13 protein-coding genes are annotated in these 13157 nt (G+C 40.7%); 1 reads left to right on the plus strand and 12 read right to left on the minus strand.

Features of this window, described 5'->3' with window-relative positions; genetic code table 11:
* Window positions 1-42 precede the first annotated feature (42 nt).
* The 9 genes from ACEVG1_RS11255 to ACEVG1_RS11295 all read right to left on the minus strand — a co-directional run bounded on the left by ACEVG1_RS11255 (window position 43) and on the right by ACEVG1_RS11295 (window position 9435).
* The gene (locus ACEVG1_RS11255) at window positions 43-516 is read right to left on the minus strand and encodes a type II toxin-antitoxin system HigA family antitoxin (RefSeq protein WP_374743776.1); all 474 of its coding nucleotides are present in this window, start codon (window positions 514-516) and stop codon (window positions 43-45) included.
* Window positions 517-528: 12 nt separating this feature from the next.
* On the minus strand, window positions 529-861 hold the full coding sequence (locus ACEVG1_RS11260; protein WP_374743777.1) for a type II toxin-antitoxin system HigB family toxin: 333 nt from the start codon (window positions 859-861) through the stop codon (window positions 529-531).
* Between the two features lie 62 nt (window positions 862-923).
* Entirely contained in the window at window positions 924-1256 is a 333-nt protein-coding gene (gene cas2, locus ACEVG1_RS11265; RefSeq protein WP_374743778.1) for a CRISPR-associated endonuclease Cas2, read from the minus strand.
* A 16-nt stretch (window positions 1257-1272) separates the two neighbouring features.
* Window positions 1273-2175, minus strand: coding sequence for a type II CRISPR-associated endonuclease Cas1 (cas1, locus tag ACEVG1_RS11270; protein WP_374743779.1), 903 nt, complete (start codon window positions 2173-2175; stop codon window positions 1273-1275).
* Window positions 2176-2286: 111 nt separating this feature from the next.
* Entirely contained in the window at window positions 2287-3111 is an 825-nt protein-coding gene (locus ACEVG1_RS11275; protein ID WP_374743780.1) for a hypothetical protein, read from the minus strand.
* A 28-nt stretch (window positions 3112-3139) separates the two neighbouring features.
* Window positions 3140-4132: a virulence RhuM family protein gene (locus ACEVG1_RS11280; protein ID WP_374743781.1), complete on the minus strand. Its 993-nt coding sequence runs from the start codon at window positions 4130-4132 to the stop codon at window positions 3140-3142.
* A gap of 3 nt (window positions 4133-4135) precedes the next feature.
* Complete coding sequence (cas9, locus tag ACEVG1_RS11285; RefSeq protein ID WP_374743782.1) at window positions 4136-7696, minus strand: type II CRISPR RNA-guided endonuclease Cas9; 3561 nt, start codon at window positions 7694-7696, stop codon at window positions 4136-4138.
* A gap of 223 nt (window positions 7697-7919) precedes the next feature.
* A complete protein-coding gene (locus ACEVG1_RS11290) occupies window positions 7920-8117 on the minus strand; it encodes a hypothetical protein (RefSeq protein WP_374743783.1) in 198 nt (65 codons plus the stop codon).
* Window positions 8118-9027: 910 nt separating this feature from the next.
* Window positions 9028-9435 (minus strand): hypothetical protein, encoded by a 408-nt coding sequence (locus ACEVG1_RS11295; protein WP_374743784.1) that lies wholly within the window; start codon window positions 9433-9435, stop codon window positions 9028-9030.
* Here ACEVG1_RS11295 and ACEVG1_RS11300 point away from each other — a divergent pair, their 5' ends adjacent.
* The gene (locus tag ACEVG1_RS11300) at window positions 9436-9561 is read left to right on the plus strand and encodes a hypothetical protein (RefSeq protein WP_374743785.1); all 126 of its coding nucleotides are present in this window, start codon (window positions 9436-9438) and stop codon (window positions 9559-9561) included.
* 345 nt (window positions 9562-9906) lie between these two features.
* On the opposite strand, the gene ACEVG1_RS11305 is transcribed toward ACEVG1_RS11300, so the two are convergent.
* The 3 genes from ACEVG1_RS11305 to ACEVG1_RS11315 all read right to left on the minus strand — a co-directional run bounded on the left by ACEVG1_RS11305 (window position 9907) and on the right by ACEVG1_RS11315 (window position 13155).
* Complete coding sequence (locus tag ACEVG1_RS11305) at window positions 9907-10518, minus strand: thermonuclease family protein (RefSeq protein ID WP_374743786.1); 612 nt, start codon at window positions 10516-10518, stop codon at window positions 9907-9909.
* A 92-nt stretch (window positions 10519-10610) separates the two neighbouring features.
* Window positions 10611-11630: a TerC family protein gene (locus ACEVG1_RS11310; RefSeq protein ID WP_374743787.1), complete on the minus strand. Its 1020-nt coding sequence runs from the start codon at window positions 11628-11630 to the stop codon at window positions 10611-10613.
* Between the two features lie 13 nt (window positions 11631-11643).
* Window positions 11644-13155 carry a helix-hairpin-helix domain-containing protein gene (locus ACEVG1_RS11315; RefSeq protein ID WP_374743788.1) on the minus strand — a complete coding sequence of 504 codons (1512 nt, stop codon included), beginning with the start codon at window positions 13153-13155 and terminating at the stop codon, window positions 11644-11646.
* Window positions 13156-13157: the final 2 nt, after the last annotated feature.

The following is a 13157-nucleotide window of genomic DNA, read 5'->3' on the forward strand; positions in this document are numbered from 1 at the left end:
TTCATATCAATAATATTTGGGCGTAAAGCTACAGCGGATCAATTACTCAGAAAATATGCAGTTGGTCGGGCGGATACATACCACCGGCTGAATATCTCTTGGCACATTCATTACATTGGCATTCTTGAAGTGTTTGTTTTCCGGCACGTGAAGTTTATACGGCCTATTAAAAGCCTCTTGAGATACATGGAAACGGCTGGCCAACTTGCGTATCACTTCTTTGGAAAGCCCTTTTTTATAATTCAACATATCAGAAACGTAGCCCTTGCTAATACCTAAATAACCGACCAGATCTTTAGATTTTAATCCATGGTCCTTCATGAACGATTTCAATAGTTCGATGGGATCCATTTCCACAAAGCTATTGTTTGCCGTATCATAGTGCTCGATCAACAAGGTAAGCAATTCCACTTCTTCGGTATTTGCAGGGTCTTTATCGAGAAATGTCTCCAATGCTTTGCAATAGGCATCATATTGTGCCTTATCTTTTATAACACTATATTTCAATGTCGCCATGTTCTTATCTATTCAGTAATCGTTTGTCGTATACTGTGCACCTAACGCACATAATTTGTCATATTCAGCATGCGTACCTATCCAGCATATAAACAAATGTATCTGCTTTGCCCCAAATACATACTTGCAAATCATCCGATAGTTATTACCACCAATATCAAATACCACCCTATTACTGCCGTTGCCAAGCAAATCTGCACTATTGAATGTCTGCTTAATATCCGTAGGCGATTCCCAATCTGCATATTTAATCTTTGCCAACCAATCCTGCAACGAAGTTCTACTCCTAGCGTGCAAAGTCACAAAATGCTCAACAGTTTGCTGCTTTACTAAATGTATACGCATACGGTACAAATACAAAGTTATAAATAAAAGTTCACAAAAAGAGAACTTTCTAATTGGATTTCTCAAAACAACTCCAATTGTTGCGGCGTATCCGGTCGTTTCCCAATCTCTTTTCCGATAAATAATTCGATATCACCGAATTGCTTATCCGTAATCGTCAATATTCCCACGTGCCCTTTCTCCGGCAATAGCCGCTTCACCCGCTTAATATGTACATCCGCATTTTCGCGGCTATTGCAATGCCGTAAGTAGATGGAAAACTGGAACATCATAAAACCGTCCTGCATGATGTCCTTGCGAAATCGTGCATGAGCCGCCCGTTCCTTTCTGGTTTCTGTGGGCAAATCAAAAAAGACTAAAATCCACAAAACACGGTATTGGTTTAAACGATTCAACGCACACAGTGATTAACTATAATGATGGGTAATTGATCTTACGGGATACTCCTTCAAAACACCGTGCTAATGATGCGGTCGTCCGGGACATACCCACCATTAATGGACTAGTAGTTTTGTCATCAAAACGCACGTCCACCTGAGGCAACTGCAATAACCGTGTCTTAAGCGTCGTATCCAATTCCTCAACAACGGCACCTTCGGTCACGATATCGTAAACAATACGGTCTACGAATGGCCGATATGGCTCCATAATATCATCTGCAAGGCAATAGGCGTTGTACTTATTGCGGTGGAATATGCCCAATGTTGGCAGCAATCCCGAAGACACGAGGCTACGCGCCACTATCGCTCGTAATATCGCATACCCATAATTCAGTAAATTATTGGGAGCTTCCCCTCCCCTGTTCCGATTAAAATCCATGTATCCGCTAAAAATGTTTTGCCAATAGTAGGCCGCAGCCCGTCCCTCGTAGTTATCCGGATCACCGGATTTAACGGACTTCGACCAGCGATACATATTCACTGTCTCTATTCCGATATCTTCTAGTACCCGTGCCTGGTTATATATTTTCTGTTGGATGGTTTGCTGCCAAAGCTGCTTTTTCAACGGCAAAGACGCTTCAATCTGATAACGAAACCGTTCGGCCTGCGTATTACCGCCATCCAATGGCAGAATCAACCCCGTGGGCATATGGCTGGCATCGCAGGAGATTAACGCCACATTATTCTGCACAAGTGCGGCAATGCAGCCGTGCGAAATAGTAATCTGCTGGTTTTCCAACACCACAACGCCAATATCCTCAATCGGCACCGTCCGGTCATCCTCCCTTCCCTTATCCGGAAAGGAAATGACCAATTGGCTGTTCTTATGGCTTAAGTAAGCTGGATTGGAGAACATGAGGGTACGCTTAATCATAGTTGGTCAGGTTAGCTCGCTTTCAAATCATTGATATTTGCTGAAAATGATTGTTTTACACTCCCTTGGATAAGCCGGACGGTTTGTTGCGATTCGAGACATATTACCATCTCACTCATCTTCTTCTTTAATCCGTTTGATTTCTTTCCGGACGTTCTCTGCCCATTGATAGTTTTCTTCAGCAAGTGCTTCCTGCAATTCCTCCTCCAACCATTCTAACTGAATGTTGGAAAATGGTATAAATTTAGCTTCATCATTTCCATCGGCTTCTTCAGTCTCTTCAATACTTTTTTCCAATTTTTCAAATTCCTCTTTCGTATGTTTTGGGTCACCATAAAAAGTGATTTCGTTAAACAAACAAGCGATGAGTTCTCTCAACGTAATGCCGTCTTCAAATTCAAAGAGCGTGTCATGCTGTTTAGTTTCAGCATTCCAAACGCTGATTTCACAATGTTTATCAAACGCAACGGGAACATCTCTTAGATTCTGTATATCTACAAAAGAAGTTGCGTACCTCTCCTCTCCGTTTTCCCTTTCTGCCGACTTTGCTATCGCAGAAAAACCCAAATACTTGGTAAAGCTATTATCGTATTTGCTGGTTTTCCTGTCAAAATATGTATGAGCATCTATGTGCCAGCCAAAACGGATTTCAAAGAATTTAACATCCTCTTTTGTTTTGTCCTTTTCAATTTCTTCAAACCAATCTTTCATTTTCCAGCCTCTTGTTTCCGCTAAAAAATGCTCTTCTAATTTATCAAGGTACGGTGCTAAATTTGAAAAAACATCCCCATAGGTAATGCCCTCATCGAGTATAAGCTCATGATTATAGTAATACCAGAAAGGTCTGTCTATCTTGACTAGTTCGGCTTTTTTCAGATTCTCATTGTATTCAGAGGTGTAAAAACCATTCTTTTTTAATTGGATAATGTCTGACATAGTTCATCATACTTTTAGAAGATTTCACCTAATTTGCCTGTTTCCCTTTCTTTTTCACCTGCTGTTCTATCTGTTTCAAACTGTCTAAGTATGCCTTTTCCACTTCGCTCAACGTTTTGTTCTGATACTTGCGAAATTCCGTTTTGGCTCTTTCTTCTGCTTGATTGTGGCTAATTTTTCCTGCGTCCTGCAATAATTTTCTACCTGCGGAATTTAAAATACGGTCGAGTTCGTTGATATAATCCTGCATTTTCATCGGTTTTTCTTCGATGGCATTGATTTCAGCCAAATCAAAATAAGCCGACACCAAATTGTTCAACACTTTCAGTTCCTCTACCTGCAAATAATTCTTGGCTATCAGCGCTTCGGCTTGTGTCGGTTGAGTTCCTTTGAAATTGGTCAACCCGGCAAACGGTTTGTCAGAATTCACTCTGAAATAAATCACTTCAGCAGCAGTTTGTCCGTGTGCCGCAAAGTGCAGCTTGTTTTGTACGATTTTAAAAAACAAAATACTTTCCGCCGCTTTCGGATTATAATCAATTGCTGTGGCATACAAATCCAGCACCTGGCGGTACATCACTTTTTCGCTGCTGCGAATATCGCGAATGGCGTCTAATAATTCTTTCCAGTAATTTCCACCTCCGAGATTTTTCAGGCGATTGCTGTCGATGGTGAAACCTTTAATCAAATATTCTTTTAAGCGTTGGGTTGCCCAAATGCGGAAAGAAGTAGCTACACTTGATTTGATACGATAACCAAGCGAAATAATCATATCCAGATTATAGTGTTCTACATTGTAATTTTTACCGTCCGAAGCAGTTGTTCGGAAACTCCGAACAACTGCTTCTCTGTTCAATTCTCCTTCTTCAAATATATGTTTGATATGCTCGCTCACATTGGCTTTACTAGTCTGATAAAGTTCGACCAACTGGGCTTGACTAAGCCATACCGTTTCATTCTCAAATTTTACATCTATTTGAGTTTGGTTGTCGGAAGTTTGGTAGATGATGATTTCGTTCATTGCCTATTCTCCGATTTTTATAATTTCTCCGAGATGATTTACCCTTATTTTCGTTATTCTTTCCAATAATTTATTAGACCTAATATTAATCCAACTTACTTCTTTAATATTCCTATTCACGCTTGTTTCTAAATGATGACGAAAATGTATATCAAATTCCCCGCTACTTTTCTTACTCATCTTCTGCACTCTAAACAATTTATCGCTTATCCGTTTTCTATTTTTATCGTCAAAGAAATCAACTTCATTTTCTTCCTGGGGGTTTTCAGCATGTTTTAAATCAAAGACAAACAAATCATTTATCTGCATAGAGAATTGGAAAACTCCCAATTCATCATTGTCATTTCGATTGATAATCGGATATGGATTTCCGTGTTCTTCCACATTTTGCAGACCAATGGCAACGGCTTCCCAAAAGGAAACGACCTTGTCATTGTATTTTCCGTTTTCATCTTTGTAGATTAAAGCATGATGATTTTTGCCTGTAATTGCATAACCATTCCTTATTTTTTCTACCTTGCTTTCATCGGAAACCGTTACAGTCTTTAAAATCATTCCGTTTTTTAATCGGATTGGATTTTCGGCTAAGTTTTTAAACGCTTCTTTGATTTTTCCGCCATTCAATCTTTCTTCTACCGCTCGTTTACTTTCAGCATCAATAATTTTTCCTATTTGGGCTTCTGTTATATTTTCATTTACATTAACACGTTTAGTGTTGATCCATTCATAAATAGTTACTTCTTTTAGTTCTTTTTCTTTGTAAAGAATAGGTTCTTTTTTCAAAGTTTTTGCATCAAAAGCAATTTTGGGATTGTGATCAAATTTCGCAAGATGCTGATGAAGTATTTCTTTGATTTCGGGATTTACAACCATTTCGATTTCTTTTACAAAAACTTTATCGCTTAGCTTCATTTTCTTTTCGGCAATGCGTTTTACACGTCCCATAATGGTATCTTCGTGCAGTCTTGCACGCGGAACCCAAGTTGCTTTCGGTTCTACATTTTTAGGGGTATTTACATTTTTCGTTAATACTTTGCTGTTTTCCTTTTTGAAAGAAATCAGAATATTTTCCAGATGTTTTTGTGCTTCCTTGCGGATATTCGGTATCGCACATGCTATGATATTTCCCTGATGGTCCGAAAATTCTTTTAGCGAGAATTTCCCTTCCAATGCTTTTTCAATATTTTCAATCTCTTCTTTGCTTAAAGCATCTCTTTCAAATTGATAAATCTTGTTGAGATTATTGAGCTTAAAGATGATTTTTTGGTCGGTCAAAGCACAAATCAAAGCATCAACTGCGTGATGCCTATGGTCATCTCGTTTACTCCAATCCGAGATAACTTCAAAGGTCTTTGTTTGTCCGTTATTTGTTTTTATGGTCTTTTCTTCAACCTGCCCGATAGCTTTGTATTTATCAAAAGTCAATTCCTGCAACAGATTTTTCAATTCCCATTCATCACGCAGAAAATCCGTTACCTGCCCTGTTGTGGTATAAACATTCGGACAAACGGTTTTCAGCATTTTTACGGCTTCTTTGGCAATGTATTGGGAATCTTTTTTCATTCTTTCCACAAAATCCGAAGGAATATCTTCGCCTTTGCAAAGCAAGCTTTCAAACTTCGCCTTTGAAATGCTTCCTTTTCCATCTTTGTACAGATCGTTTACTTTTTCGATGTATTCTTGTAATGTGGTTTCACCCTTAGATGCTATAAAATCGTAAGCGGTTCTTTGTCCTTTATCCGAATTACATTTTCTATGGGTGATGATATAGTTACTCAATGCATTATTGAAAGAACGGGATTTTGGCAGTATATGTTCGATGTCCGCATTGCCAGTAAGCATATCGGTGGCTTTGACGGGATTGCTACAATACAAACATCTCTGAGCAGTTTCTTCCCAAAGAATATAACGCGTTACATCTCTTCCATTCACGAATTTAAAACCATATTCTTCCAGAAGTTTTTTTCTTATAGTATCATTATTTTTTTTGTTTTTGGAGTTTGACAGCGAAATGTTTTTTCTGGTTTTAGCACTATTTCTCAGTTCACGCGCAAGCTCAACCCTTATCTCATCAATGTTTCCGTATTCTTCAATTACGAGATTTACAACATTTACGACCTGATTTAGAATTTGCTCCACAACGGGATTTCTTAGCGCATTCTTTTTCAGCTGTTTTAATTTTGGCTGAAGCTCAATTTCAGTTTTGTATCCACTGTGGTCATAACCGACTTCATCACAAGACTCGCTATACCCCTGACCCTTTCCCAAATACGGAAGCAATTTTCGAATAGCACGGGTGGATAAACTTCCGTAATCCGAAGAATAACCTACTTTTTTAGCAATAATTTCTGCTTGATTTTCAGAAAAACCAAAACGATTTCTCAAAGCATTGACGACTTCTTTTTCCGTTGGCAAAGAATAAGTGATGTGCCACAATTCAAACAATCCGCCTTTTTCATCATTCACATCTAGATTAAAAAAAAGATATTGTTCGAAATTTTTTATATCTGCCTCTTGCAAAGCCTTTTTCAAAACAGCATAAGTTCGGCTTCCATCCAATTCAGTAAAATTCAGATAGATTTTATCGCTTCTGCCATAACCCAGAATTTTCTTGATTTCGGTGATTGTCAACTTGTGTTTGGCATTTAGGTTTTCTCCGTTCCACAAGGCATCTTTCAATTTCTGTTTTTGTTCTTGAGTCGGTTTGAAAGTCTCTCCGTTTGGAGTTTTCCATGATAAATCGTTTATCTTTTGCAATATTCTGAACAATTCAAAATAAGGGGAACTTCTGGCAACGGCTTTATGGTGTCTTTCAAACGGACATTCGGAAATCAACCCTTTTTGGCTTTTTAATGGTCGTTGATAATAAATAGTTCTGTTACGAATCAAATCATATAATGTTGATTCATTATCGTCCTCATTTGAGCCACCCATTAAAACAGGATAATACTTTTTCTGTTCGTCCCATATCCTGTCAAATTCTTCTGTATAGGAATTTCGTTGGTAAGTGCGTTCCCGCAACAGGACTTCAAAAGTATTTTTACTTTCCTGCAATTCCGAATATAATTTTTGCCCGATAGTTCCGTGGCCCAACGCTTTTTCAAGTTCAGCAATCCGTTCTTTATATTCGGTTGAATTTTCTTCTTCTGAAACCGATTTCCTGTTGCTTAAAAATCCTCTCCGTTGATTCAAAAGAATTAGAACCCTGCCCAATTCCTGCAAAGAGATTTGTTCCGAAACAGCCTTTGCCCTTAATCCGTAAAGTTCAATTGCAGAAAGATTAAATAAGTCATCTGTCGGAAACATATTATTCTCTTTCAACGTTTGGTAAAGCTTGTCCCGCCTTGCTTTAAATCGTTGATTATTTTTTCTGATTCCTCTTTTTATGGATCTGTCGAGGTTCTTACTCGCAGTGTTACCCGAATAAAATTTTCCGTGAAAATCAGGGTCTTCTGGAACAATTCTTACAGATAATTTTTCAATTGATTTTTTTCCGTTTTCTTCTTTTATAATCGCTACTCCAACAGAAGAAACGCCTATATCCAGTCCTAATATTCTTTTCATAGCAAATTAGTTGTCAATTTAAATTCATCTAAAGTAAAAAATAAAAAAACTCAACTTTACGGTTTCCCATATTGTCCAAATCAATTTATATCTTATCTTTGTTCTTGAAAGCAAATCACAATAAGGATTATTCCGTTGTGAAAACATTTAAGGCGGGGCAACTCGCCTTTTTTATTTTAGCCGTTAGTCTTCTCCTCCCCCATTCGATACTCGCCACATACTTCTACCCTATGCAGCCGGTGATAATCTCTAAATGTGCATCCAGCCGTGAACCGACCTTGGAAAAATTCCACGCCTGCAAAACATCGCCGGTATTCTCCATTACGGACGACTGCATAAGTGGCACGTCGTTTAGGTGTAACGAAAGGTTCACAAACGGCAAAATCTCGACGTGGAGCTTTAAATCGGCTGTATGGCTCATAAGGTGTTGTTAAGTTGGATACGACAGTAGGTTACATGCTTTTCAGGTTTTATAGCGTCCAATATACGAATTATAGCTTAAAAACAAGGGTGTTACGAATTATATATTACTTTTTCTGTCCGCCCAATAATTCATTAGCTCCTATTACTCCAAAATTACGGTACCTCAGCACATTTTCCTTAGGGCAATCCGTAATGCCGGATGAACCAATACTGAATCGAGAAAGGCTGAGTGGATCGTTTGCGAAAATAAGGTAAAACTATTTGGCAACGGATCCAGGAAACGCCGTACCGGGTTCAGGAAACGCCGTCCCAAACCCAGTACGGTGCAACACGGTTCCATCCCCACGCTGCCCCAACCCGGGCGGCGGCCAATGGGATTCGGGAGACGTGGCCATGTGTTCATGTGCAAGCGCCATGATCGCATGGCTAACGAGCCCGGGTTGCGGCGATCACCGGAAGAATCCGGGCACGGCCCATTTGGGTTCGGGCCGAGTCGCCCCCAGTTCAGGTGAAGTGAACAGGAATCAAGCCGGAGCGCACGTGGATTCAATTGCGACGCACATGGGTTACATACGCGTCGTACCGGACTCATGTGGACCCACAAAGGTATGGGGTGCGCTGCATTCCAACCCTTGTGGATCGCTACCGGTTTCAGGGAGCGCCCAACTCAACTCGGTACGGCATGTCCCGGACCAAGGCCGGTGTAACATAAAGCCATGTCGGCATAAACTACGTCCAGTCCGGTGTAACACGGGCATAGTACCGTACAACATGATCCCTTGGCGGTACGACCCGAATCCATGCCAGTGTATCCTGAACCCAGTCCGGTGCAACATGAACCCGTGCCGATGCAACCCGGCCCCATCCCGGCACATCTTGGACCCGTGCCGACGTAAAAACGGACGCCATCAGCAGAAAAGACGCCGGGTGAGGAAGCCTGCGGCCACCACCAGCAATAGCACAAATGCTACCCAGCGCCAGGTAGCGCCGTGCCACTCGCGCTGCTCCACGGTACGGCTCTCCGTGGTTACTACGGTGCCGGAAACGGCTGCGGCGGTGCGGTGACGGTGTTGTACGCTATCAACGAAGATATGCTGCCACGTGCGGATGCCTTCGCGATGCAGCTCCACATGGGTGGCATAACCCCGGTAGCCCGAGTCAGGGTGGTAAGTGAACCGACCCAGCGGTATGATGGTTGCAATTTCGCGGTACATGAGCGCGTCAAGAAGGCTATCGCACGTTAGGCGATGGGCTTGGCTGTCGGTGGTCCGCGTTTCGGCATAGGGAGCACGGCAGCTAGAACGAGGCTTTATCAAATGGGAATTTCGGTGAATTGGAGCAAGATACAACCGATAATGGATGTCTATGGGTATGTTGATGGCAGTTGGCGACGTTTTGAGCGACAGGTAAATTACGAAGCATTTTTGGTGATACGCAAATAATCAAATATCTTCGTATGAATAGGAGGAGGTTTGATATGGAAAACCCGACGGATAAGAAATCATGAGCGATTGACTCGAAAACGGAGCATGTCCGCGATTACGGAAATGACCCCTATTTCGTAAAAAAAGCAAATAAGTCTAAGGCCTTTTTAGAAAAACACGGTTTCCCTAATGAGCTAGTCGGTAAAAAACGCTTTCAGGTATAGGCCCAAAGCTAATGTACCTCAGAGCATATTCCTTACGAGAATCCGTAAAAAGGAAGCCCTTAATCGTTTGCGCACCGAAACCAGCAAAATAATGAGCAATAAACCGCTGCCGAATACTTCCGATGCGTTTATCCCACGGTTACTCCATCCTCCACAACCCCAAGCCACCCATTTTAGCATCTCGTTGTAGCTTGACAAAAAGATCCACATATTTCACATTGGGTGGATGGGTATCCACTACGGCATAGCCATTTTCGACCAAATGGGCATTGAGGAACGTGCCATCTTCCAAATAAACATAGGCCAAGAACCGCTTATACCGATCACGTTCCTGTATGTCGGTTTCCAACCGCACCCACCGGTATTTCGTCAACGCCTTTACATAGGCGCTCGCTTCTTTGCCAAAATAACCCTTCTTTTTCTTCCCCGCATTCCTAGCTTCCGGGGCATCAATCCCGATGAAGCGTACCTTGACTTCTTTTTCACCGTCTTCGACCCAAAAGGTGTCGCCGTCGACCACTTTGGTGACGTACACGAAGCCTTGCTTAAATTTTTGCCGTTTCTCGCGAGTCGTTAATTGCACAGAATCGCTGAGGCGGGCGTACTCCGCAGCTACGATGGTATTCGAACTAACGCCGACTCCGCTACTGGATCCCGGATGGCACGCCGATACCGCCAAGGCAAATATGGCTAATAGACCAATGGAATATGGTAGCCATTGGTCGCTGTATAACTGCGATTTTCTATTCATTAAACATGCTTTTTATTCCCGTCGTGGTACCTCCAAATATTAAACTTGAATGTTTTCTAACAGTATAGATTACAAAGAATTACTTCCGATTCTTACAACGCAACTTCCTCTTTATCTGGAAAAACCAAGGAAGCTATTACGGAAATAATTAACACCCCCCCCACTATTCCGAGTGATATTGGCGAAGGAATATGAAACCAAGGAGAAATAATCATTTTAACCCCAATGAATGTCAAAATAATAGCCAATCCATACGGTAATTTGCTAAACATATGAATGAAATTGGATAATAAGAAATATAATGACCTTAACCCAAGTATCGCAAAAATATTAGAAGTATAAAGAATGAAAGGGTCTTTGGAAATAGCAAAAATAGCAGGAATGGAATCCACGGCAAATAATACATCCGTAAACTCGATTACAGCAACGACTACCATGAGTGGAGTAGCTACTTTTATTCCGTTCTGCATCGTAAAAAATTTATCTCCATCATAGTTATCACTTACTTTATATAATTTCTTGACCAATTTTGCTCCGGCAGAATTGGAGAAGTCTTGTTCTTCATCGTCATCTCCACCTCCCCAAGACTTAATTCCTGCATACACCAGAAATAATCCAAACAATGTTAAAACAACATTGATTTCGACAGCTTTTCCAGACAGCTCAAAAACCGGCAAATAGGTCACGTTAATAATCCCAACCCCTGCAAAAATGAAAATCGCTCTGAATACCAATGCACCTATAATTCCCCAAAACAGCACTTTGTGATGCAATTCGCGTGGTACCTTGAAATAGGAAAACACCAAAATAAAGACAAAAAGATTGTCAACAGATAATGCCTTTTCTATCCAGTATGCTGCTTGAAATTGGGTGAATTTTTCGATTGCCAAATTATGTCCGCCTGCATCCTGATTGAAGACATAATATACGACTCCTGAAAACACCATTGCCAACGAAATCCAGACAATTGTCCAGATAGTAGCTTCCTTGGAGGATACTACGTGACTTTTTTTATTGAAAACACCGAGGTCTAACAGTAGCATAATAACGACTGTAATCCCAAATCCCCACACCAAACCAGGGTGTAATGCCAAAATACTTTGTTGTTCCATTGTGATTGTTAAATTATTGATTTGTAATCGTGATGTATAAAAGTCTCCCTCCCTCTTCGTTGGAGAGTAATATTTTTTTACCATTGGTCAGCTCCACCATTGAATTGACCAGTATGGTCTTTTGATCGGTTAGGTCTCTCATTCCGTGCAAATCTTGGTTGACCAACACCCATTTACCTTGATAAAAAGTAAAATAGCCGACAGGCTTTTTATCCTCTGCAGTTAAGCTCTCATTGCGTATGATTTTCCGTGATACATGCCATTTAAACAAATACTGATTGTGGTAAACCATCAGGCGATGATTTTCGGGCTTCCAAACATCATCTTTGAACTTGAAATACAAGTCAGCAATGGGCAATGAACCTTTATGCGCTGTGCCACAGAACGGACATTTGGGTTTGGATGTATTATCAAACACATACCATTTTTCATCACAATTCGGATTGGCACAAGGTTGGATTAAATCTACTGTTCTCAGCAATGCCGTTTCCCATTCGTTAGCAATCGGTCTTACAATCGGGTTGTGCAAGCCGTTGATAAATGCTCGTTTGAATAAATCCGACAAATAAGGTCCTGTGACGGTATAAGGCAGCTTTTCTGGGTTACCCCAAAAATTGTCCCATTTTCGCAGTTGGTCAGTTTTTACACGGTTAGTTTTGTCAGTTGGATGTTCAGTAAACATCGCCTTTTCGCCCATTGCCAATAGTTCGTCTTTTTCGCTGTCTAAATCCCAAATTTTTCCACCACGCAATGGATGTCGTCTTAGCAAGTACATATAAATCAGCACTGCTAAAGCATGTAAATCGGTTTTTTGGTTGGGCAGAATACGGTTTGGGTCGTTGGTTTTCAAATGCTTTGTCTTTAAAACTTCGGGAGCGATAAAATCAGCTGTTCCAATAACTTCGGGTGGAAACAAACCGGGAACAACCAAACCATCCAAGTCGATGATATTGGCGGACTTACTTACAGGATCAACTAAAACATTATTATAAGACAGGTCCGAATGGGCTAAGCCCATTTGGTGCATTTTTTTGACACCTCGGCAGATGTTGATAGCAATCTGAAAATAACTTAACCAATCGCCCAGCTCTGATTTATCCAAAGAAAGTGGGTACTGCTTATTTCTGAACGAGGGAGAAGTAAACCATTTACCAACCTTTTCGCCTCCTTTTATGGTATCATTTGTTCCATATCCTTTCGAAAAGAAAAATTTAGAATTATAAATCGGCACAACTACGCCTGTTTTCCCGTTTTTCTCCACTGCATCGAAAGGCCATCTGTATATTTCATCCAGGAAATAATCAGAAGCATTGCCTTTTTTGATATTATCCAAATAGAGCGTTACAATCCGCTTTATCCTGTCCTTTTGATTAAAATCCAACCTTTCTCTGAAAAAAGCGACGACATATTTTCTATTTGGAGCAAAATATACATCTTTTACTCCGCCTTGTTTCGGATTGCCGTCATCTACGTACTCATACGTTTTTGAGGCATCGATGACAGAAGTTACCTTTATAATGCTCATAA

The organism is Parapedobacter sp. 2B3 (assembly GCF_041925275.1).
Lineage (GTDB): Bacteria > Bacteroidota > Bacteroidia > Sphingobacteriales > Sphingobacteriaceae > Parapedobacter > Parapedobacter pyrenivorans_A.